This is a genomic window from Psychrobacillus sp. FSL H8-0510, from assembly GCF_038008345.1.
GTDB classification, from domain to species: domain Bacteria; phylum Bacillota; class Bacilli; order Bacillales_A; family Planococcaceae; genus Psychrobacillus; species Psychrobacillus psychrotolerans.
On the sequence record NZ_JBBOYZ010000001.1, the window covers coordinates 1,510,408 to 1,532,487 of the forward strand.

General features: G+C 35.2%; 24 protein-coding genes and 1 pseudogene. 24 read left to right on the forward strand and 1 reads right to left on the reverse strand.

Features of this window, described 5'->3' with window-relative positions; all coding sequences use genetic code 11:
• Positions 1-85: 85 nt before the first annotated feature.
• The 23 genes and pseudogenes from MHI40_RS07350 (at position 86) to MHI40_RS07460 (ending at position 19,887) form a co-directional block, all read left to right on the forward strand.
• Positions 86-856, forward strand: coding sequence for a CheR family methyltransferase (locus MHI40_RS07350; protein WP_093534751.1), 771 nt, complete (start codon positions 86-88; stop codon positions 854-856).
• A gap of 256 nt (positions 857-1,112) precedes the next feature.
• On the forward strand, positions 1,113-2,294 hold the full coding sequence (aroC, locus tag MHI40_RS07355; RefSeq protein ID WP_340762085.1) for a chorismate synthase: 1,182 nt from the start codon (positions 1,113-1,115) through the stop codon (positions 2,292-2,294).
• A gap of 3 nt (positions 2,295-2,297) precedes the next feature.
• Positions 2,298-3,389, forward strand: a complete 1,092-nt coding sequence (gene aroB, locus MHI40_RS07360) for a 3-dehydroquinate synthase (protein ID WP_340762086.1) — start codon at positions 2,298-2,300, stop codon at positions 3,387-3,389.
• On the forward strand, positions 3,386-3,748 hold the full coding sequence (gene aroH / locus MHI40_RS07365; RefSeq protein ID WP_093534745.1) for a chorismate mutase: 363 nt from the start codon (positions 3,386-3,388) through the stop codon (positions 3,746-3,748). Before aroB ends, aroH begins: the two co-directional genes overlap by 4 nt.
• Positions 3,749-3,770: 22 nt before the next feature.
• Positions 3,771-4,871 (forward strand): histidinol-phosphate transaminase, encoded by a 1,101-nt coding sequence (hisC, locus tag MHI40_RS07370; protein ID WP_093534743.1) that lies wholly within the window; start codon positions 3,771-3,773, stop codon positions 4,869-4,871.
• Positions 4,871-5,971, forward strand: a complete 1,101-nt coding sequence (locus tag MHI40_RS07375; protein WP_093534741.1) for a prephenate dehydrogenase — start codon at positions 4,871-4,873, stop codon at positions 5,969-5,971. The genes hisC and MHI40_RS07375 overlap by 1 nt, the downstream gene beginning before the upstream one ends.
• A 12-nt stretch (positions 5,972-5,983) precedes the next feature.
• A complete protein-coding gene (aroA, locus tag MHI40_RS07380; RefSeq protein ID WP_340762087.1) occupies positions 5,984-7,276 on the forward strand; it encodes a 3-phosphoshikimate 1-carboxyvinyltransferase in 1,293 nt (430 codons plus the stop codon).
• A 132-nt stretch (positions 7,277-7,408) separates the two neighbouring features.
• Entirely contained in the window at positions 7,409-8,653 is a 1,245-nt protein-coding gene (locus MHI40_RS07385) for a tetratricopeptide repeat protein (protein WP_093534737.1), read from the forward strand.
• Between the two features lie 20 nt (positions 8,654-8,673).
• The gene (locus MHI40_RS07390; protein ID WP_093534735.1) at positions 8,674-9,225 is read left to right on the forward strand and encodes a ReoY family proteolytic degradation factor; all 552 of its coding nucleotides are present in this window, start codon (positions 8,674-8,676) and stop codon (positions 9,223-9,225) included.
• A gap of 12 nt (positions 9,226-9,237) precedes the next feature.
• Positions 9,238-9,684, forward strand: a complete 447-nt coding sequence (locus MHI40_RS07395) for a YpiF family protein (RefSeq protein WP_340762089.1) — start codon at positions 9,238-9,240, stop codon at positions 9,682-9,684.
• 158 nt (positions 9,685-9,842) lie between these two features.
• Entirely contained in the window at positions 9,843-10,346 is a 504-nt protein-coding gene (locus tag MHI40_RS07400) for a QcrA and Rieske domain-containing protein (protein ID WP_090561754.1), read from the forward strand.
• A 20-nt stretch (positions 10,347-10,366) separates the two neighbouring features.
• Entirely contained in the window at positions 10,367-11,041 is a 675-nt protein-coding gene (qcrB, locus tag MHI40_RS07405; RefSeq protein ID WP_093534731.1) for a menaquinol-cytochrome c reductase cytochrome b subunit, read from the forward strand.
• A 41-nt stretch (positions 11,042-11,082) separates the two neighbouring features.
• Positions 11,083-11,862 carry a menaquinol-cytochrome c reductase cytochrome b/c subunit gene (locus MHI40_RS07410; RefSeq protein WP_093534729.1) on the forward strand — a complete coding sequence of 260 codons (780 nt, stop codon included), beginning with the start codon at positions 11,083-11,085 and terminating at the stop codon, positions 11,860-11,862.
• Between the two features lie 69 nt (positions 11,863-11,931).
• Positions 11,932-12,528: a DUF1405 domain-containing protein gene (locus MHI40_RS07415; RefSeq protein WP_340762091.1), complete on the forward strand. Its 597-nt coding sequence runs from the start codon at positions 11,932-11,934 to the stop codon at positions 12,526-12,528.
• A gap of 56 nt (positions 12,529-12,584) precedes the next feature.
• Positions 12,585-13,265: a zinc metallopeptidase gene (locus MHI40_RS07420; RefSeq protein ID WP_093534725.1), complete on the forward strand. Its 681-nt coding sequence runs from the start codon at positions 12,585-12,587 to the stop codon at positions 13,263-13,265.
• A gap of 392 nt (positions 13,266-13,657) precedes the next feature.
• Positions 13,658-14,869, forward strand: coding sequence for an MFS transporter (locus tag MHI40_RS07425; protein WP_340762092.1), 1,212 nt, complete (start codon positions 13,658-13,660; stop codon positions 14,867-14,869).
• 304 nt (positions 14,870-15,173) lie between these two features.
• Positions 15,174-15,407: pseudogene (locus MHI40_RS07430) on the forward strand (GNAT family N-acetyltransferase); the annotation flags it as partial.
• Between the two features lie 86 nt (positions 15,408-15,493).
• Entirely contained in the window at positions 15,494-16,456 is a 963-nt protein-coding gene (locus tag MHI40_RS07435) for a DUF3885 domain-containing protein (protein ID WP_340762093.1), read from the forward strand.
• A gap of 260 nt (positions 16,457-16,716) precedes the next feature.
• The gene (locus tag MHI40_RS07440) at positions 16,717-16,983 is read left to right on the forward strand and encodes a hypothetical protein (RefSeq protein WP_340762094.1); all 267 of its coding nucleotides are present in this window, start codon (positions 16,717-16,719) and stop codon (positions 16,981-16,983) included.
• Positions 16,980-17,498: a hypothetical protein gene (locus MHI40_RS07445; protein WP_340762095.1), complete on the forward strand. Its 519-nt coding sequence runs from the start codon at positions 16,980-16,982 to the stop codon at positions 17,496-17,498. Before MHI40_RS07440 ends, MHI40_RS07445 begins: the two co-directional genes overlap by 4 nt.
• A gap of 290 nt (positions 17,499-17,788) precedes the next feature.
• Complete coding sequence (locus tag MHI40_RS07450; RefSeq protein ID WP_340762096.1) at positions 17,789-18,121, forward strand: hypothetical protein; 333 nt, start codon at positions 17,789-17,791, stop codon at positions 18,119-18,121.
• A gap of 151 nt (positions 18,122-18,272) precedes the next feature.
• Positions 18,273-18,635 carry a hypothetical protein gene (locus tag MHI40_RS07455; RefSeq protein WP_340762097.1) on the forward strand — a complete coding sequence of 121 codons (363 nt, stop codon included), beginning with the start codon at positions 18,273-18,275 and terminating at the stop codon, positions 18,633-18,635.
• A 493-nt stretch (positions 18,636-19,128) separates the two neighbouring features.
• Positions 19,129-19,887 (forward strand): CPBP family intramembrane glutamic endopeptidase, encoded by a 759-nt coding sequence (locus tag MHI40_RS07460; protein WP_340762098.1) that lies wholly within the window; start codon positions 19,129-19,131, stop codon positions 19,885-19,887.
• Between the two features lie 272 nt (positions 19,888-20,159).
• Here the strand turns inward: MHI40_RS07460 and MHI40_RS07465 are convergent, their stop codons facing one another.
• Entirely contained in the window at positions 20,160-21,308 is a 1,149-nt protein-coding gene (locus MHI40_RS07465) for a YhgE/Pip domain-containing protein (protein WP_340762099.1), read from the reverse strand.
• 128 nt (positions 21,309-21,436) lie between these two features.
• On the opposite strand from MHI40_RS07465, the gene MHI40_RS07470 reads away from it, so the two are divergent.
• Positions 21,437-22,033, forward strand: coding sequence for a TetR/AcrR family transcriptional regulator (locus MHI40_RS07470; protein WP_340762100.1), 597 nt, complete (start codon positions 21,437-21,439; stop codon positions 22,031-22,033).
• Positions 22,034-22,080 lie beyond the last annotated feature (47 nt).

Genomic DNA, 22,080 nt, shown 5'->3' on the forward strand with positions numbered 1-22,080 from the left:
CACATTTATCAGTCTTTTTAGTATGTTCTAAATGCTATGTATACGATATACTAAATAAAGGTTTTCAGAAAGGGGCGAAATCATTTTGCCGGATTACATAAAATTTGTGGATTCCATAAAGAAAAAAACAGGCATTGATCTTGCAGCATATAAAGAAGCGCAGATGAGACGCAGACTAACTTCATTATATGAAAAAAAAGGTTATAAAAACTTTGTTGAGTTTTATCAAGCACTTGATTCCAACAGGGATTTGATGAATGAGTTTCTAGATAGAATGACGATTAATGTTTCAGAGTTTTATCGGAACGCAAAACGCTGGGATATATTACAAACGAAAATATTTCCAAAGTTATTAGAAACAAATAAACGATTGAAAATTTGGAGTGCCGCATGCTCTACTGGTGAAGAGCCTTATACCATTGCGATGGTTTTGTCCAATCATGTTCCTTTATCTCAGATTGCCATACATGCAACAGATTTAGATGAAAATGCAATTCAACGTGCAAAAGTTGGTATTTACCCAGAACGTTCACTAGCTGAGGTACCAATTGACATTAAAAATAAGTACTTTGAGACACAAACACCATTTTATAAGATAAGTGATTCCGTTAAAAAGACCGTCACATTTAAAAAACATAACCTATTGAAAGATACATATGATAAAAATTTTGATTTGATTGTTTGTCGTAACGTCATGATTTACTTTACAGAAGCTGCAAAAGATCAAATTTATCAAAACTTTAGTGATTCTCTGCGACCTGGAGGAATTCTATTCGTCGGTAGTACAGAACAGATATTCAATCCAGGTAAGTACGGGTTTGAAACCGAAGACACCTTTTTCTATCGGAAAAAATAAGTGGAACTGTCCGATGCATTTCGGGCAGTTTTCTTCTAAGCAAAGATAAAGGTTAATAGGTTCCATAAATTAAGTAATACAGGAAGTGAAGCGTTAATCGATCATGATAATCGATTAATGAGGATGGAAGAACTTCAGTGGTTTTTGTTTGTGTAAGAGGCTTTCGTAGGCTCTTGCGCTTTTCTTCTATACATGGCACCAAAATTTTGATATAGTGATAAACAAATACTTTAGCGAGTTGAAGGAGGAAAGTGTTGTGAGATACTTAACTGCAGGTGAGTCACATGGACCACAACTAACAGCGATTATTGAAGGATTACCAGCGCAATTGGAAATAACGAGTGAAATGATAAATAAAGAGTTAAAACGTCGACAGGGTGGACATGGTCGTGGAAGACGTATGCAAATTGAAAAAGATACAGTAGCTATAACATCAGGTGTACGTCATGGGAAAACGTTAGGCTCTCCAGTTTGTCTAGTTGTAAATAATGATGATTGGAAGCACTGGACAAACATTATGGGAATTGAACCGCTTGGAGATGAAATCGATCCAGAGGATATTAAAAGACAAATCACTAGACCACGTCCAGGACACGCCGATTTAGTTGGTGGTATGAAATATGGTCATCGTGATTTACGTAATGTTCTGGAGCGTTCCTCCGCACGAGAAACTACTGTAAGAGTGGCAGTAGGAGCCGTTGCAAAAGAGTTGTTAAGCAAACTAGGAATAACTATTGTGGCTCATGTTACGAAAATTGGTGGGATTGAAGCTAATTTGGATTTGGCTAATGGAAAGACAATAGAAGAAATCCGTACAATTGTAGAAGATGATGCTGTTTATTGTTTAGATCCTCAAGCCTCTGCACAAATGGTAGAAGCTATTGATAATGCAAAAAAAGCAGGAGATACAATTGGTGGAGTAGTAGAAGTAATTGTTTCTGGGATGCCAGCTGGAGTTGGAAGTTACGTCCATTATGATCGTAAACTAGACGGTAAACTCGCAATGGCGATGATGAGTATCAATGCATTTAAAGGAGTAGAAGTAGGGTTGGGATTCGAAATGGCTAATCTTTTTGGAAGCCAAGTTCATGATCAGATTTCTTGGAATGCAGATAAGGGGTATACACGTGATACAAACCGTCTAGGGGGTCTAGAAGGCGGCATGTCCACAGGAATGCCAATTGTAGTACGTGGTGTGATGAAACCAATTCCTACGCTTTATAAGCCACTTCAAAGTGTTGATATTGATACGAAGGAGCCGTTTAAAGCAAGTATTGAAAGGTCTGATAGCTGTGCGGTACCAGCAGCTTCAGTAGTTGCAGAAGCTGTTATTGCTTGGGAAATTGCACAAGCGGTTCTAGATACTTTCCATGGAGATAAACTAGAAACATTACTTGCAGATATAGAGAGTCATAGAGCTTATACAAAGGGGTTTTAATTGATGTCTATCCAAGTAAAAACAAAAGACTCCGTATATGAAGTTTATCTAGGAGAAAATATTCTAAGATCCTTTTGTAGTAGAGAAACAGATAAATTATCCAAATATGATCAATTGGTCATCATCACAGATGAACATGTGTGGAGTTTACATGAGGAATATGTACGCAGTAATTTTACGCTACCTTTTAAACTTTATATTGTTCCTAATGGTGAATCCTGCAAAACATTTGAATCCTATTATCAAGTCCAATCTTTTTTATTAGATGAAAATTGTTCTAGAAACTCTGCGCTTCTGGCATTAGGGGGAGGAGCAGTTGGAGATTTGACTGGGTTTGTAGCAGCAACCTTTATGCGTGGTATTCCTTTTTACCAAATTCCAACGACTATCTTAGCACATGATAGTGCCGTTGGGGGTAAGACTGCGATCAATCACCCGAATGGAAAAAATATGATTGGAGCTTTCTATCAACCTACGGAAGTAATATATGACTTTCATTTTTTAAAAACGTTACCAGAAGGAGAAATTCGCTCAGGATTAGCGGAAGTGATCAAACATTCATTGATCAGTGATGCTAAATGGATGGATGAATTTCTTAATCTTCCAAACCTATTGGCAATCGAAAATAAACAATTATTGCATTGGATTGAAAAAGGAATTCGAGTTAAAGCGCATATTGTTGAGCTGGATGAAAAAGAACAGTCTTACCGAAAGTTTTTGAATTTTGGCCATACATATGGTCATGCGATTGAGGCCTCTGTAGGTTATGGGCAAGTCACGCACGGGGAAGCTGTGATGATCGGTATGATCCCAGCATTAATGCTAAGTGAGCTTCACGGGAATGTGGAAAAGGGTTATGCAAGAAGGGTTTATGACCTAGCAAATAGACTTGGGTATAATTTTACACACGTGCTTCATTGTTCATTTGAAAGCTTATCAAAGTTTATGCAAAAAGATAAAAAATCGATGAATGGAGAACTCCACTTTGCATTGCTTCAAGAAATAGGGCATCCATTTATGCAGAAGGTTTCGGTAGAAGAGATTAAACGTTGTGATAATCAGCTACGACAATGGGTGAAGGAGGAGAACAAATGATTAGAGGAGTAAGAGGAGCAACCACCGTATTAGCAGATTCAAATGACTTAGTTCTGCAGGAAACAAGACGTCTTGTGGAAACAATGGCAAAATCAAATGACATTTTACCCGAAGACATTGCTTCCGTGATCATTTCTACTACGCCGGATATAACTTCTGCATTTCCAGCACGTGCCGTTCGAGGCATAGAAGGATGGGCATATGTACCGGTAATGTGCACCCACGAGATGAATGTACCAGGGGCTTTGGAAAAGTGTATTCGATTACTCATGCATATAAATACAGATAAAAACCAACAACAAATCGAGCATATCTATTTAAATAATGCAGTCGCATTAAGACCAGATTTACTTAAATAATTTATAGAATTGAGGGGTTAAAATGAAATTTAAGCAACAGATTAATGGGTTACATGCATATCAGCCTGGAAAAACTACCGATGAAGTGAAGAAAATGTTCAACTTAGAGAAAGTGACGAAACTTGCATCCAATGAAAATCCTTATGGTGCTTCACCAAAAGTTAAAGAATACTTTGCAAACGCAAATATAGATTTTGCTATCTATCCAGATGGATATGCATCAAATTTAAGAGCTGCTGTGGCAAATCATTTGAACGTCTCTGAAAAGCAATTATTATTTGGCAATGGATCTGACGAAAATATTCTGATTGTATCAAGAGCTATTTTACGACCTGGATTGAATACTATTATGGCGGATTTAACATTCGGTCAATACAAGCACAATGCGGTTGTGGAGGGAGCAGAAGTACGTGAAATACCCCTTACTAAAAATGGAGAACATGATTTAAATAACATGCTAGCAGCAATTGATGAAAATACTGCAATTATTTGGGTGTGTAATCCAAACAATCCAACAGGGACTTTAATACCTAGCGATAAATTGAAACAGTTTATCGAGAAAGTGCCAAATGACGTATTAATTGTTTTAGATGAAGCATACACAGAATACATAACAGATAGTAACTACAAAGATTCTCTTGGATTATTAGAAAACCATCCGAATGTCTTAATAATGCGTACATTTTCTAAGGCATATGGTCTGGCAAGCTTCCGTATTGGATATGCTATTGGCTCGGAATCAGTAATAGCTCAGCTAGAACCAACTCGTGAGCCATTTAATAATACGGTTATAAGTCAGCAGGTAGCACTTCTTGGATTAGAAGATCAAGCGTTTATCAATGAATGCAAAGAGAAAAATAATGCGGGGAAAGCTCAGTATGTGACTTATTGCAACGAAAGAAATTTGCATTATTTCCCTTCGCAAACGAATTTTATCTTAATGGAAGTGAAGGCAGATAGTGATGCAGTTTTCCAAGGTTTGATGAAGCGCGGATTTATAGTTCGAAGTGGAAATGCATTAGGGAAACAAGGGTATTTACGTATTACCATTGGAACGGAACAACAAAATAGTGAGTTATTAGAAAAGCTTGATGAGGTTCTTAAAGAGGAAGGCGTTTTATAATGCAACAAAACGTATTCATTATAGGACTCGGATTAATAGGTGGATCCTTGGCACTAAGCTTAAAGCGCAATAAAGATGTGAAAATAATTGGATATGACGCGAATGGCCAAACGTTAAAAACAGCGAAAAGAATTAGTGTCATTGATGAGATAGCGACCAATCTAGAAGAGAGTAGTGCCTTTGCAGATGTCATTGTTTTTGCTACTCCCGTGAGTGAAACGATTCGTTTGATGAAAGAATTACCGAAATGGCAATTGAAGAAACAAGTGATTATTACAGATACAGGAAGCACAAAAAAAGAAATTATGAAAGTCGCGATATCATTAAAGGAGCAGGGCATAACTTTTATAGGGGGTCACCCTATGGCTGGCTCTCACAAGAGTGGTGTGGAAGCTGCTAGACCAATCCTGTTTGAAAATGCCTATTATTTGCTAACCCCTTTTGAAGATGAAACTGATGAGCGTGTTCAAGTGTTGATCAATCTATTGCAGGTAACGAAAGCGAAGGTAGTACAAGTCGGAGCTGAAGAGCATGACCATATGACCGCTGTAGTTAGTCATTTCCCCCATTTAGTTGCTGCGTCTCTGGTGCATCAATTGTCTTTCGAGAATGAACAATATCCATTTACGAAACAACTGGCGGCAGGAGGATTTCGTGATTTAACAAGAATCGCTTCTGCCAACCCTATTGTTTGGAGGGATATAACGCTTCAAAATCGGCAGGAATTAACGGATCAATTGAAAGCGTGGACTAATGAAATGATTAAATTACAAGAACTGCTTTCATATGCGGATTCTAGTGATATAGAAAATTATTTTAATGTTGCTAAAAAAGTACGAGATGATCTTCCTATTAATACGCAAGGCGCGATGTTTAGTGTATTTGATCTGTATGTGGATGTACCAGATTATCCTGGTGTTATATCTGAGATTACAGGTTATTTGGCAAAAGATAATATAAGTATTACAAATTTACGAATCGTAGAAACTCGTGAAGATATTTTTGGAATTTTAGTTATCAGTTTTCAATCGACAAATGATCGTGCTAAAGCGGTAGAATGTATTGCAAATAATACAACATTTGAAACATATATTTCTTAGGGAGGGAAGACATTGTTAACTAGTAAGAAGTTAGATTATGTACAGCCCTCTTTGAAGGGCACTGTTCGTATACCGGGAGATAAATCCGTCTCTCATCGCTCTATTATGTTTGGCGCTATTGCTGAAGGAACTACAACAGTTGAGGGTTTCTTACAGAGTGATGATTGCTTAAGTACAATTGATTGCTTTCAAAAGCTTGGAGTGGATATATCCATCGAAGGGGAGAAGGTAACGATTAAAAGTGACGGAATTGCGAACTGGAAGGAACCTGACGAAATATTATATACGGGGAATTCGGGAACAACTACTCGTTTAATGCTCGGAATTTTAGCAGGCTCCTCCGTGTCCTCCGTTTTAATAGGGGATGAATCTATTCAAAAACGTCCAATGAGAAGAGTAACGGATCCTTTAAAAGATATGAATGCTAAACTAATCGGGCGAGAGAATGGCCAGTTTACACCAATTGCAGTTGAGGGTACTCAATTACAAGCTATTCGTTATACAATGCCTGTAGCTAGTGCGCAAGTGAAGTCTGCCATTTTACTAGCAGCTTTAAATGCAGATGGAGAAACTATAGTGGAAGAACTAGAAACTTCTCGGGATCACACAGAGAAAATGTTACAACACTTTGGTGCAACCATTGCAGTAGATGGTAAAATGATACGTTTACAAGGTGGCCAAAAGTTAACAGGAACTCATGTGGTCGTACCTGGAGATATTTCCTCTGCTGCATTCTTTTTAGTAGCTGGAGCAATTGTTCCTAATAGTAAACTTACCTTAACAAATGTAGGTTTAAACGTAACAAGAACTGGCATTATGGACGTTCTGCAAGCAATGGGTGCATCCTTTACAGTGAATGACTCAGAAAACAGTAGTCATGAAGAAATGGGTACAATTGAAATTGAATCTTCTAATCTTGTAGGTACTGAAATTGGTGGAGAACTTATCCCACGACTAATTGATGAAATTCCTATTATTGCCCTACTTGCTACCCAAGCTACTGGAAAAACTGTTATAAAAAATGCAGAAGAGCTCAAAGTGAAAGAAACAAATCGTATTGATGCAGTAGTGAATGAATTAAAGAAACTGGGCGCAAATATTACTGCCACCGATGATGGGATGATAATAGAGGGACCCACGTTACTCCATGGTGGGGATCTGCTTACTTATGGAGATCATCGTATTGGAATGATGGCTGCAGTAGCTTCTCTAATCACTACTGAACCCGTAACAATTGATAATGCAGGATGTATTGCTGTTTCTTATCCAACATTCTTTGAAGATATTTCAAGTGTTATCAAGTGATACTTGCATGACTAACTGATTTTAGGATATTTAAGATGAAACAGACACCCTCTTTTTCCAAAGAGGGTTTTTTTCTTGTTCAAAAACAAATGTTCTTGTAGGATAAAGGTATAATGAAAGTATGGTGATAATATGGACAACTTTACTCCCTTTATCCACGCGATGGAAGAAGGAAACATAGAAAAAATTAGTACAATGCTAGAAAGCTTTTTATTGAATGGCGATCCCGACGAGCAATACCAGTTAGCAGATCTATTAACACAATCTGGTTTTTTACAGGAAGCTATTTCAATCCTAGAACATCTTCAGTTTTTATTTCCTGAGGAAAATCAATTGAAAATCGATCAAGCCCAGCTGTATTTAGAAATGGACAAAGAAGATGAAGCACTAGAAATGCTAACGACTATCGAAAAAACAAGTGACGCGTATCCGCAAGCACTACTCACGTTAGCAGACTACTATCAAATGCTTGGACTATATGAGGTTGCAGAACAAAAGATAAACGAAGCACTGACACTTTTACCTAAAGAGCCTTTGCTTTTGTATGCTAAAGGTGAATTATTGTTTGAAACCGGCAGATACTTAGAAGCAGCACGTGTGATGGAGGATCTACTGCCCCATCAAGAATCACTTCAGGCTATCGATTTGTCCCTTAAACTAGCAGAAATTTATAGTGCAGGAGCAGCCTATGAAGAAGCGATTCCATACTACGCATTAGCGCTTGAAAAGGAAGTAGCTCCAGACGTACTATTCCATGCAGCTTATGCATCGTTCCAAGTGCAGCAATATGAAACTGCTGCCAAGCAATTGGAGGACCTCCTTCAAATCGATCCTGACTACTTCTCAGGCTATATGTTGCTTGCAGAGACCTATGCGATGCTCGAAAAAAATGAGGATGCTCTAAAAGCAATTACAGATGGAATCGCTCGTGATGAGTTTGAAAAAGAATATTATTTATTTGCAGGTAAAATTTCCTTGAAATTGGGTAAAGTGAAGGAAGCAGAAACTTTTTTAAGAGAAGCAATTGCATTGGACCCAGAATATATGGATGCTATCTTCATTTTATCTTCGTTGTATTCAACAGAAGAAAAAGATGAAGAGTTAGTGGAGCTCTATGAAACGTTGAAGCAGGAGCATTTTGAATGGTCTGCCATGTATCCGTTTTTGGCAACCGCTTACGAAAGATTAGAATTGTATGAAAAAGCATACGAATTTTATCAGCTTGCATATACTGAACATATAGAGGATGTTCCATTTTTAGAAAAGTATGTTTATTTCCTTCTAGAGGAAGGGAAAAGGGCAGAAGCAAAAGAAGTTGTACTGATTTTACAAAAACTTCAACCGGAAAATAGTGAATGGTTTGAAATGTTCGAATAAATGAGGGAAGGAGAGGTTACGTGACTGCTTCTGTTTCAGTTGGTGAGAAAAAAGAATTTGTTCGTTGGTTTTTGAAAAAGTATCAGATGAAAAGAAGAGAGTGCGTGTGGATCTTGAATTATTTAATAAGCCATGAGACATTGTTAAATAATGTACACTTCGTAGAGGAGGCACATTATTGTCCTCGAGCAATGATCATGTCTGTGACTACGTCCTCAGGTATACCTTTTAGATTTTACAAGGGAAGTATTATGACCGCTGATGCTGAAAAATCTTTCCATGATTTACGATTACATCCAGAAGAGGATATGTATATTCAATTAAACTTTCAAATGATGCCACCGAGTCCAGAGTATCTTGCAGTACTAGAAGAGAATCCTTATATGCCAAAATATTTACAGATCAATGAGAAGGATAAAATGATAGCTGAGGATATAGTTAGTGAAAGCTTGTATTCATTTCAAGTAGAGCAATTAAAAAAGCAAATTGATAAAGCAATTGATGATAATAACAAAGAAAAGTTTATGGAACTTTCTTCGTTGTGGAAGCAAATACAACATAAAGAGATGTAGGAGAGGTTACAAATGCATTGGAACGGAAAAGATAGCACAGTTTTTCAAGCACAAAAAGAATATATAGATACAGCAGTGATTCCACTTATACAGATTGATGGTTCTGATGAAGGTTTCCGTTTTGCAGCCTCAGCAGCTGAATTCACATTGTCATTAGCAAACGTAATTGAAAATCAGTTCAAAGGGAGGATTGTTTTATTTCCTTCCTTCTCTTATACAAAGAGTCAGGACAAGCAATCGATATTTGAAACGTGGCAAGAAGAACTAAACAAAGCCTCATTCAAACACATCTTTTACGTTACTTCTGATAGAGACTGGAGTACAATGGGAGAAGAACAAAATATTATATGGATTCCATCTATTCCACTGGACTCCATGGACCAAAAAATGAGAAACTCAGTATTAGAAGATCAATTACGACAACTTATTCCGATTTTTGCGAAAATATGGGCGAATTAGTGACAATTTGGAACATAATTTGTCTATAAAGTTTATAATTCGAGGAAATCGAATATTGACCTTCCTTTTTTATTGATATATCATGTATATGTCCTAGTATTATTATTCAAGCAAGTATGTCCATTGGACTGAACCTTTAAGTAAGAGGGGGGAAAAGGATGAGTAACAATAAAGTATCAAGACGTCAGTTTTTAAGTTACACCCTAACAGGTGTTGGCGGATTTATGGCAGCTGGAATGCTTATGCCAATGGTACGATTTGCAGTTGATCCTGTATTGCAGAAAAAAGAAGGCGGAGATTTTGTATTAACGGAGAAGAAAATTGCCGATATTACAGAAGTTCCAGAACGTGTTGACTTCACTTTTGAACAAGTGGACGCATGGTACAAGTCTGATATTACCAATGCAGCTTGGGTATACAAAGAAGGCGATGAAATTATCGCACTTTCTCCAGTATGTAAGCATTTAGGTTGTACAGTAAACTGGGAAGCAGACCCAGCGCACAAAAATCAATTCTTCTGTCCATGTCACGCTGGTCGTTACGAGAAAAACGGTAAAAATGTACCAAAAACACCACCTCTAGGTCCGTTGGATCAATATGAAGTTCGTGAAAATGACGGGTTCTTAGAAATTGGGAAAGCTATTCCTAACACATTAGTTTAAAGTAAGGGGGTACGACATCAGTGCTTAATAAAATCTATGATTGGGTGGATGAACGTCTTGATATTACTCCTATATGGCGTGATATTGCAGACCATGAAGTACCAGAACACGTAAACCCTGCACATCATTTTTCGGCATTTGTATACTGTTTCGGAGGATTAACGTTCTTCATCACGGTAATTCAAATTCTTTCAGGTATGTTCTTAACTATGTATTATGTACCTGATATTGAAAATGCATGGGAATCTGTTTACTATCTTCAAAATGAAGTAGCATTCGGTGAAATTGTACGTGGGATGCATCACTGGGGAGCATCACTTGTAATTGTTATGATGTTCTTACATACATTGCGTGTATTCTTTACTGGTTCTTATAAAAAACCTCGTGAACTAAACTGGATGGTCGGAGTACTAATCTTCGCTGTTATGTTAGGTTTAGGATTTACAGGTTACCTATTACCGTGGGACATGAAAGCATTGTTCGCAACTAAAGTAGGTATTGAAATTGCAGCATCTGTTCCATTCGTTGGTGGAATTATTAAAACGCTTTTAGCTGGTGATGAAACAATCATCGGTGCACAAACATTAACAAGATTCTTTGCGATTCATGTGTTCTTCTTGCCAGCTGCTCTATTTGCATTACTTGCAGCTCACTTTATCATGATTCGTCGTCAAGGTATTTCTGGACCACTTTAATGGGTAAATGGAACAGATAATTGTTACAAGGAGGGGACACTATGCATCGCGGAAAAGGCATGAAATTCGTTGGAGACTCACGTGTACCAGATCTTTCTAACCGTAAGAAAAACACTCCAAAAGACTATTCTGAGTATCCAGGCAAAACAGAAGCTTTCTGGCCTGACTTTTTACTTAAAGAATGGTTAGTCGGTGCGGTATTCTTAGTTGGTTATTTGGTATTAACTGTTGCACATCCATCGCCACTTGAACGCCCAGCTGATCCAGCTGACACAGGTTATATTCCAGTACCAGACTGGTATTTCTTGTTTTTATACCAATTATTGAAATATGAATTTGCTTCAGGACCATTTAATATTATTGGAGCAATCGTAATGCCAGGACTGGCTTTCGGAGCGCTATTATTAGTACCATTTTTAGATACAAGCAAGGAAAGAAGCCCATGGAAACGTCCATTACCGACAGGATTCATGCTTCTAGCAATTGCTTCAATCATTTACTTAACATGGGAATCTGTTGTAAACCATGACTGGGAAGCTGCTAAAGCTTACGGTGAGATTAAAGAAGAAGTATCAGTCGAGTTTGATGAAACTTCCGAAGGTTATCAACTTTATCAAGGTTCTTCTTGTATTGGGTGTCACGGTAACTCCTTTGAGGGCGGTATCGGTTTACCATTAGTAGGATTAGAATATACTGCTGAGGAAATCGTTGAAATCGCTCATGAAGGTAAAGGCGGTATGCCTGGTGGAACATTTACAGGTACCGAGGAAGAGTTACAAAAACTAGCTGAGTATATCACTACATTACAACCAGCAGAATAATTTTAACAAATGAAGAGAGTCAGGAAACTGACTCTCTTTTTTTCTTACACAAAAAGGGAGTCCAAATAAATGAAAGAATTGCTAATGTATATAAAACTAGTTCTCTTTAACAAAACATTTATGTGGCTATTATTCATAGTAAATCTACTTGGCACTATTTATGGCTACATTTGGTATGAAAGTCAGTTGTCCCAAACGGAGGCGAAATTCCTACTATTCGTTCCTGATAGTCCTACAGCAAGTTTGTTTTTTACAATTGCTTTATTTGCTTGGTTATTAAAGAAAAACTGGAAGTTGATTGAAGCTCTAGCTTTAATCACACTAGTTAAATATGGATTATGGGCTGTAGTCATGAATATTTGGACATATGTTGAAAATGATTATCTAGGTTGGATGGGGTGGATGCTCGTAGCATCGCATTTTGCAATGGCTGTTCAGGCTATTCTCTACATTCCTTTTTATCGCTTTAGATGGATACACATCATAATAGCTGCTATATGGACATTACATAATGATGTGATTGATTATGTTTTTGATCAGATGCCAATATATAGTAGTTTAGATAAGTATGCTGATCAGATTGGTTACTTTACATTTTGGCTATCTATTGCTTGTATTTTGTTAGCTTCTTTTATTTATCAAAAAAGGTCAAAGCGTATTAGTTGAATGTCTCTATTATTCCTATTAAAATAAGAAGTATAGATTATAGAGGGGGAAAAAATTTGGCTTCTTATCTTATATACTTTGCAATAATTCTGTTATTGCCTTTGTATGCACAAATGAAAGTTAAAAGAACATATAAAAAATATTCAAAAGTTCGTTCTACATCCGGGATGACAGGGGCTCAAGTAGCAAGAACAATTCTTGATGCAAATGGTTTAGCTGATGTTCAGGTTGTGGAGAGTAGAGGGTTTTTAAGCGATCACTATAATCCAATGACAAAAATAGTGGCATTATCTTCTCATAATTTCCATGAAGCTTCTGTTGCAGGTTCTGCGATTGCAGCACATGAAGTCGGTCATGCCATTCAACATAAAGAATCATATTCGTTTTTAAATTTACGTCATAAATTAGTGCCAGTAGCTAATATTTCGTCAAATGCTTCTTGGGTTTTCATCATGATCGGTATGATAGCTAGTTTCCCTAATCTGATGTTGATAGGGATCGTGTTATTAGCTGCTGGTGTTGTATTCCAAATTGTAACATTACCTGTAGAATTTAACGCTTCGAGTAGAGCTATGGATCAAATGGTTTCTCACGGCATTATTCGCAATGAGGAAGAACGTCACGCGAAAAAAGTATTAAGCGCAGCTGCTTTAACTTATGTTGCTGCTACAGCAGTTGCTGTTTTAGAGTTATTACGTTTAGTATTAATCTATACTGGAATGAGTCGAAACGATTAATAAAGTTTAAAAAATGGAGGGAGATGACTGTAGTCATCTCCCTCCATTTTTGTTTGCAAATGAATTGTTCACTTGTAACATTATCTAACGAATTCGAAAAAAGGGTCGATTTTTCCTCAAGAGTTTTAGCACTTCAACATAATTATTAATTTTTTGGGCTCTGTTAAAGAAAATGGTTGATAATCGTTATATATTGCGAAGAACAGCCATTTAATTTAATAAAGATTTAAGGTACAATCAAGTTAATATTCAAACGTAATATGATAAGTCATGTTATCCCCCAGTGATTTTTGTCATACTGCGTACATAAAGGAGCAAAGTTTCATGCATAATAGTCCAATTTAACACCCTTCATTTTTTTCAGGCAATTCAGAAGAAAATGGGGGATAATATTGAAATCAAATCGTAATTTTCTTTTTTTAATGATTGGCCAATCATTAGCTAATATAGGCGACGTGTTGTACATTGTCGGTGTTATTAGCATTATTTACAGTTTAACCGAGTCAGCTACCGCATCAGCCTTCGTTCCGTTTACCATTACTTTTTCTATGTTTATTTCAAGTGTTTTAACACCACTGCTAATAGGTAAGTACAATTTGAAACGTTTATTAGTTGGTTCACAAATAGGAAAAACATTATTTTTATTGGGCTTAGGATTTTTTTTGATGATGGGTTTTAATTCAAATAACTATTATTTCATATTTGTAGCGATTGGTTTGATTGCTCTTCTTGATGGTTGTGCGAATCCAATTAGACAAACTTTAATTCCTTTTTATGTAGCGGAAGAAAGCTTAGTAGAAGCAAACGGAATAGCAGAAACAGTTACACAAACTATCCAAATAGGGACTTGGTTTTTTGGAAGTATGCTATTAATCGTATTCAGTCCAAACCAACTAATCTGGATAGTTACTGTACTATTTATTTTTTCAAGCATTTTCTTGAGTTTGTTAAAAAATGTAGAACACAAAGAAGAAAGACAAGAAAAAAAATGGTCTCAATTAACCAAAGGTTGGCGAACTATTAAACGGACACCGTTATTAAAAACAGTGGTCCGTATGGAATTTTTTGAAACTATTGCTGGCTCAGTTTGGATAGCAGCAATAATATTGGTCTATGTCGAACAGGCTTTAAAGGCGGAAGAATATTGGTGGGGTTATATTAATGCAGCTTTTTTTATAGGCTTAGTAGTGGGAAGTTTATTGTGCATTAAGTTTTCCTTGTTTGTAGATAAAAAACGTCACGTTTTTATCATTACAGGAGCGTTTATGACTTGCATTTTTACGGTTGTATTTGGATTGACGAGTTTCCCTGTAATCGCAATGGTCCTATCCGCCTTAATAGGGCTTTTTGGACAATTGAAAAATATACCTCAACAAACATTAATCCAAACAAGCGTATCCAAAGACCAATTAGCAACTGTTTATACTTCTCTTGGCACTATTGGAACAGGCACATTTGGAATTGCCTCACTAACAATGGGTATTCTTTCAGATTACTTCGGTGTACGTAGTATTTTTATTGTTTCTGGTATTTTACTTGCAATAGTTAGTATTATGGCTTTAAAGAATCAGAATTTGTTTAGAAAAACGATGGAGTCAGAATAATATATTTAAAAGAGAGAAGTAATTTTACTTCTCTCTATTAATTCAATCTCTTTCTTCATAAATACGCGTTACCCTAACCACGAATTGAATATATACGACTTAAGAAAAGAGATTAGCTATATTTCGGTGAGGAGAAGCGGTATACGTAAATAGTGCAAGCACGGCTCTGTGAGGGGGGAGGAACACAATCTACCGCAAGGTAGAGAGGTTCTCTTCTACTCACCTAGTTTAATAAGAAGGTTTTTCTACGATTGTGTTGAATTAGTTAATATATGTAAGTTGTTGAACAAAAGGAGGACTTTATATGAGTATTACGATTCGTAAGATGCAGTACGCAGATACAAAACAAGTTCAAAGTATAGCGAAAACAACTTGGAATGCTACATATGAGGGCATAATTCCATTAGAGGTACAAAATAACTTCTTAAATTCAGCTTACAATGATGAAGGTATGAAACAACGTTTAGAACGTTCTATTCTTTATGTTGCGGAAGTTAATGGCAAAGTTGTCGGTTTTGCAAACTATTCCCCAGTAAGACGGGTGAATTACTTCAATAAGGAAACTTATAAAAGAGATGAAGCTGACTGAAAATTATTCGAAATTAATATAAGGGAGCTATTCCAATGAAGGAAAAAATATTGAAGTACATAGACAGCAATTTTCCAAACCTAACAAGTAAATTGCATCTAAGGTTTGAACTAGGTGAGCCATATGAAAACGGCACTAAAGAAAGAATAAACCAAGTTGTAACAAGATTTACTACATTATTTGAAGAATTGTTCAAGAAAGATGATATTATTTATGTTTATATAAAAGATTGGGAACTAACCGAGGACATCATGTTTGGAAATACTACTCCAGTATACCTGTATGATTTACTCAGTAAGCAAAATATAGAAGAGGAAACTTTGTTCGATATAGATGAGGATTATGATGAGTTAACTGGTCAAACCATAGAAATCAAGAATGAATACAAAGTGAAACTACTATCCTCACAATTAAATTTTATTCCTTACAAGGAAATACTTGAAGGTATAGGAAATTATGAACAAGGAAGAGCACCTTCTATTGGACAATCTGTTTATTTTATAAGCACCCAGAAGGATATAATATTTCATATGTATGATGACCGAGGTTGTGATGTTTTTAGCATAAATAAAGATAATCTTTTACCTTTATATCATAAGTTTAGAAAATGGATTTTAGATTATAATCGTATTGAAATTGACCATTCCCTTAGTGTAGGGTTATTCAATTGCTATGAAACCTCTGAAGAAAAGGAAAAAAGACTTAAGGAAAACAGAATAAAAATAAAACAAACCCAAATAAACTTATCACAGGTGAATAGATGTCACATTACCCATGTACTTGCAATACCAAATGAATTTGCAAGAGAATGTATTAGTGAGATAAGTGAAACAGGATTTAATATTGCCATTGAAGATAAAAATTTCGATTATTCTATAATTAAAGTAACTAAAACAGAAGCATTGGCACTTGTTGATTATCAAACTGAGCTTATGTTTTTATATTCCAAAAAATATAAAGGTATTTATAAAGGATGGTCAGTAATAAAAGCTTTTTAATTAGAAGAGTTGGAGTATTAATTATTAATTCCCTTTATCATACAGGAGGACGAGGGCTAAACGCCTCTTTGTTGAACTTACTGAACTAATGGGTGCTTTACTTTAAGAAGGAGAAAGCCTTTTTTCTTATTGAACTAATCAAGCAGTTTAGTTGAATAAGCTAAGATGGCGTATTTTTAAATGGGTAAATTATTTAAATTTGGAACCCTCATTTAATTCAAACGTAAAATAAGGCAGTGTTAATGATCAGGAGTGATGGAATGGTTAGAAGAAGAGGGACGTATCAAATAAAAGTTCGTGACAAGCAGCTCGTTTGTTTTTTTTGTCAGCAAGATGAATTTTTGCATCGTGAAGTTTATACGGATTTATATCCTTTAGGTGAAACGGTAACAGACCAGCTCACATTGCAATCATTTTCTTGCACGTCATGTGGTGAAATTCGAATGTTTCAAGAAAAAAACCGATTTGATCATATGTTACAAAAACATGTATCTATTATTGAATACATGGAAGTGACAAAAGAATGAGCGGGATGGATGAACCCCTACGCCCCCAAAAAAGTCGTATCACGATTTACGATGAGCCTGTTATTTGTAGATTTTGTTCACGTGATGTGTTTATTCCCTATGAAGTTTTTGTGAATGTTGAACAACCGGGTGTAAATAGGCGACATGTTAGTTATATAGCAATTTGTCATCATTGTGGTCAAGCCAAACATTTTGGAGATCCAAGCCATTATGATAATGAAAAAGATAATTATATTTGGGCCTTGAATCAGTATTTAATTTCCATTAGAAGTTATAAGATTAAGATTTTATTTTATGTTGGAAAGAAAGGTAACGGCAAAATAACTAATTTTACAAATAAGCTTATTCAAGATTTTGGGATAGAAAAAGAGAATATAAATATCAGTAATTTAAAAGGAGTAGCAGAACTTCAAATAAAGATTTCTAGTTTAAATGAAATTGAAAATATCAGGTCTCATATAATGAATTCCGCGAGGCGACTTTATATAACGATTAAGGATCTAACCATTAAATAAAATATCTGATTAATCTAATTGTTTGAGAAAAAATTATTGATTTTCTATGTTTTTATACAGTCTGAAAAGAAAAGGTAAATTAAAAAAGATTAATTTTAATCAATTTGTAATAGTGTACCTAATTTCTATTGGATCAATGATTTTAACAATTGGGTTTTTGATTCTAATGGGATAAAAGGAATGTAGAGATGTTTTTCACTATTGGGTGCTTTAGTTAAACAGTGGCTGCCTATAGTGGTAGCTGTTTTTTATTTAACTAACGAAGCAGGATAGTGAAGGAAGGGAATTTTATGAAGAGTAAAAGAACTTTATTTTCGGCTATAACAATTTCTGTTGCCTTTTTAAATGTTTTTTTAATTTATAATTCTTTTTCGTCTGTGTTAACTGTAACTGATTTTACTGTCACTGAAAAAGGGTATTCTAACGATAACAATGAAGCATGGATAAAGGGATTTAACCCTAATGCCCCAGTAGGACATCAAGAAGAGACTAAAGTAATTGTTAGGGAACCAATGGTAATGAATTTAATTCAGAAAGATAAGACGTATTACGTAAGATACACGATAAAAAGAAATGGTTTAATTTTTCTTAGTGGTATTGAAACTATTGAGGTTCCCAAATAAGCTTAGTTATTCAAATAACGGATCCTTTACTTACAGAAGGGGTAAAGGCTTTTTTCTTAATGAACTAAAGCAGCAGTTTAGTTTAACAAGAGTTGAATTATTGAATACCAAAATAGATTTTATCGTCTAATTGAAAAGAGGTTAAAGTATTATGAAATTAAAATTTTTATATTTAACCTTAGCGGTATTTTCGATATGGGTAATCATTGGTTGTTCCAATAAACAAGTTATAGAAAATACAAATGATACGGATAATTATGGAGATGTTAGGGCAGTAGCATGGGAATTTATAAATGAAAAAGGTTGGTATGACAGGGCTAAAGAAGATTGGCAAAGTGCGAAAGTGAAAAAAATGAATGCTGATAATAGCTACGAATTTTTGGATAAAACTTATGATGGAAAAGAGGTATTAATGGTTTCGTTCGAAGATAAAGATAATGTTGTATTCGGTACACCTTTAATCCTCGTTGACCCCATAACCAATGAAGTAATTGGCTATATACCAAGTGAATAAAATAAATTTTATTAAGTTAAAGGGTCTTTACTTCAAAAAGAAGTGGAGCCTTTTTTCTTACTGAACTAAAGAATCAGATTAGTTGAAGAAGGAATAACTAGAGGGAAGTAGAATATATTTAAAAGGTCTTTTCTCTTAAATTAAGTACGTGTTCATAATGATAAGTTATGTTGATCAAAAGCTCTTTTTCCTTAACATTGGGGGAGGCGTGAAAGGAGTAGTTCATGTGAAATCTAATAAAGTATTAAAAATTGCCGAAGTTTTCTTATTTAACAGATTTGGCGAAAGAAGAATTAAAGTCATATGAACATTTTACTGAGGAATATGACACAAAATACTTAAAAGGTTTTTCACCAGAAAAGATTTAATAATAATCTATTAAAAAGAGAGGAGAATTCAAATAGATTCATCAAGTTTCAGGATTAGCAGGTTAATTTTGTACTTTGTACTCGTGTCATTATTCCTCTTTGTATCGGGTAATATCGGACAATATTTGATAGAAAAACAAGATATGGATCGACAAATAGGCATGCTCTTACAAGGAGTAATCTTTACTGGGTTAACGCTTTTTATACTTTATATACTTAAAAGAAAAAACCCAGACGTTTTTAGTAACATTGGCTTGAAGGGTTTAAAATCATCCTCTAAGTTGATAGTGGGAATTACTTTGCCTTTTACTTTAGCCCTATTAGGAATTTTAACGGCTTATATATTTGGTGGCATTGAAAATGTTAGATTTAATTTTACATCAAGTGTTATAATTGCCATTTTAATCAATGCACTGACAGCATTTATGTATGAGGCATTTCCAGAAGAAGTCTTTATACGTGGGTTAATATTTCAAGAGTTGAATAAGAAATTTCGCTTCATCATCTCATTAATTTTGCAACCGTTGATGTTCATTTGTATTCCGATTACTGTAATGGCATTAGAGTCAATATTCTTTAGTGATCCATTTATAATAACTATAGATTATATTATATTGCTCCTCACTTTTGGAATTGCTCTACAGCTATATAGAAAGTATACAGGAACATTATGGATGAGTATTATTTTCCATCTTGTTTATCTTGAAGTGGTTCGATATATTTCTATGGGTGGTATTTATAACCCGGATGTCGCTCTTATAGTGTTTGATGAGGCATTTGAAGGATTCATGACTCTATACTTGTCATTTTTGTTTATAGTGGTATTTAGTGTAGTGGTGTTGTCACTTTTATTACTAATTGAAAGCAGAAAAAATAAGTTATAAAACTTAACTTATTTTTTCTGTTTTTAGTCGTTTAACATTTGAAAAAACACTTATTCAACCAAACGGGTGCTCTAGTTGAGTATCATGGGGGTGCTAAGGTTAGTCATTTTTATTACTGAACTCCCTTTTGTCTAACTTTATTGGGTCAGATCAATATGGTTGGCTTTTTCGTTCACTTTAGTTGCGTAAGTCGATAATAATGTTAGATCTGATTGGACGGAACAAAAGAGCATTTTTTAATGATGGAAGCATATACGCTTGCCAACTGTTCTTTATTTTGAACTAGTTTTTGTACGTACTGGTTTAAAAATAGACAGTAGGAAAATCAATAAACCTGCAATACCAATTCCTAAAATAGTGTTGAAAGATTCCCCTGTGTAGAAGCCGCTACCAAAGTAGAAGATTTCACGTAAACCTTCAGAAGCAAACCGAATTGGTACCCAAGGACGAATGAAGTTTACAAAGAAACTTGGAAGCATTTCTTGTGGTGTCATTAGAACACCCATACCTAATAGCATAACGACCATAAATAACGTAATGGCAGGTTTGCCAATCCATGCAGTTATAGCTGATACCAATAAGTAGAAACAGAAAGCTGCAAAGGATACAAAGAAAGCGACTAAAAAGTAACTTGGCATATTAATACCAGCAATCTGTGCAAGTGTTGCAACAGTAAAGCCTGAGAACAGGGCGATAATTACACCGAATAATAATTGTCCACTCATTAGACGTAATGTTTGTTTACGTGTTAGCATTTCTTTTTTTAAGATGCTAGATGTAGCTAGAAAAACAATGAAGCCACCGATTAATGCTCCAACCCAAGCAGGCACTGCCAATAATGTTGGTGCACTCCCATTCGCTGTGGCAGTAGTGATTGCATTGAATACTTTTTCTTCAGATACGACGGGGTGGACAAGCACAGATGCTTGGTTAGCATCTATTTGTTGATCGCCCAATTGTCCTATAAGGTTTGTTGAATATTGATCGCTAATTTGGGTAACTAATCCATTTAAAGCAGTTTTCGCAAAGTTTGCACCTGTCATGTTAAAACCTTGATTAATATATATTTTTAGAGTTGCTGATGTGTTACTTGTCATGGCATTTTGTACGGCATCGTTATACCCTTCAGGAATAACTAGAGCTGCATAATATTCTTTTTGAGCAAACAACTCTTCAATATCTGCTTCTTTTTCACTTGAAAAAGCTAACATCGGTTCCTCACCTTCGATACCTTTACTCATTTGTTCGATTGCTTCTTTTACAGCATCCACATGACTGCCTTCATCACTCGTTATAAGCGCAATTGGTAGATTTTTAACTTTGGGATCTCCTTGAGCAAATAGGTTCAAAGAGAATAGAGCAATTATTAATATTACAGCGATAGGAGCAACCCATGCTAATTTTTCTTTAAATAATCTCAACTGGAATTCATCCTTTCTCAATTTTCAACATGTTGTTTAGTGGTACTTGTATATCTTACAATTTACGCGTATATTAAAGCAATAAACAAAAGTTAACAGTGTGTTCATTTTTGGGAGGAGTTGATTTTTTGAGTATTTATACAGAAAAAAATCGCAAAACAAAAAAACTTATCCAAACGTCTTTTATACAGATTATAGAGAATAAGTCATTTGAAGCAATTACGGTAGGTGACATTACAAAAGTTGCGCAAATAAATCGCGGGACATTTTATTTACACTATAAAGATAAATTTGATTTACTTGATCAACTTGAGCAACAGTTATTTGAGGATTTAGGCAATCATATTGATGAATTGCAAAAATATTATTCATCTATGCAAAAATTTGAAAAGAATCAAGAACAATTAGCTGCTACCTTATTTAACTCGATTAAAATGCATGCGCCAATGTTAAAAATATTTTTAAGTGATCGTGGTAGAGCTGGTTTTCATCTTCGATTTAGAGATGCCTTTTCAGAAAAAGTGCGTGTTAATTTAGAGAAAAATGAAAGTTTCCATACAAACTTAAAGGTGCCAATGGAATACTACTTATCCTTTATCACATCAGCATTTTTAGGATTAATTGAACAGTGGATTCAAAATGGTTTAGAAAAGACCCCTGACGAAATGACAGCGTTATATATCGAGATTATATCTATTATTCAAAAGAACCAATCAGGTTTATAAGCTCGGAATATATAATGGTGATGAAAAAGCATATGATACATCCTGCT

Coding starts and splice junctions, on each gene's coding strand:
- aroB (WP_340762086.1), top strand. CDS start 2,298: ATGTCTATCCAAGTAAAAACAAAAGACTCCGTATATGAAGTTTATCTA.
- aroH (WP_093534745.1), top strand. CDS start 3,386: ATGATTAGAGGAGTAAGAGGAGCAACCACCGTATTAGCAGATTCAAAT.
- hisC (WP_093534743.1), top strand. CDS start 3,771: ATGAAATTTAAGCAACAGATTAATGGGTTACATGCATATCAGCCTGGA.
- MHI40_RS07375 (WP_093534741.1), top strand. CDS start 4,871: ATGCAACAAAACGTATTCATTATAGGACTCGGATTAATAGGTGGATCC.
- MHI40_RS07385 (WP_093534737.1), top strand. CDS start 7,409: ATGGACAACTTTACTCCCTTTATCCACGCGATGGAAGAAGGAAACATA.
- MHI40_RS07395 (WP_340762089.1), top strand. CDS start 9,238: ATGCATTGGAACGGAAAAGATAGCACAGTTTTTCAAGCACAAAAAGAA.
- MHI40_RS07400 (WP_090561754.1), top strand. CDS start 9,843: ATGAGTAACAATAAAGTATCAAGACGTCAGTTTTTAAGTTACACCCTA.
- MHI40_RS07410 (WP_093534729.1), top strand. CDS start 11,083: ATGCATCGCGGAAAAGGCATGAAATTCGTTGGAGACTCACGTGTACCA.
- MHI40_RS07415 (WP_340762091.1), top strand. CDS start 11,932: ATGAAAGAATTGCTAATGTATATAAAACTAGTTCTCTTTAACAAAACA.
- MHI40_RS07435 (WP_340762093.1), top strand. CDS start 15,494: ATGAAGGAAAAAATATTGAAGTACATAGACAGCAATTTTCCAAACCTA.
- MHI40_RS07440 (WP_340762094.1), top strand. CDS start 16,717: ATGGTTAGAAGAAGAGGGACGTATCAAATAAAAGTTCGTGACAAGCAG.
- MHI40_RS07445 (WP_340762095.1), top strand. CDS start 16,980: ATGAGCGGGATGGATGAACCCCTACGCCCCCAAAAAAGTCGTATCACG.
- MHI40_RS07450 (WP_340762096.1), top strand. CDS start 17,789: ATGAAGAGTAAAAGAACTTTATTTTCGGCTATAACAATTTCTGTTGCC.
- MHI40_RS07455 (WP_340762097.1), top strand. CDS start 18,273: ATGAAATTAAAATTTTTATATTTAACCTTAGCGGTATTTTCGATATGG.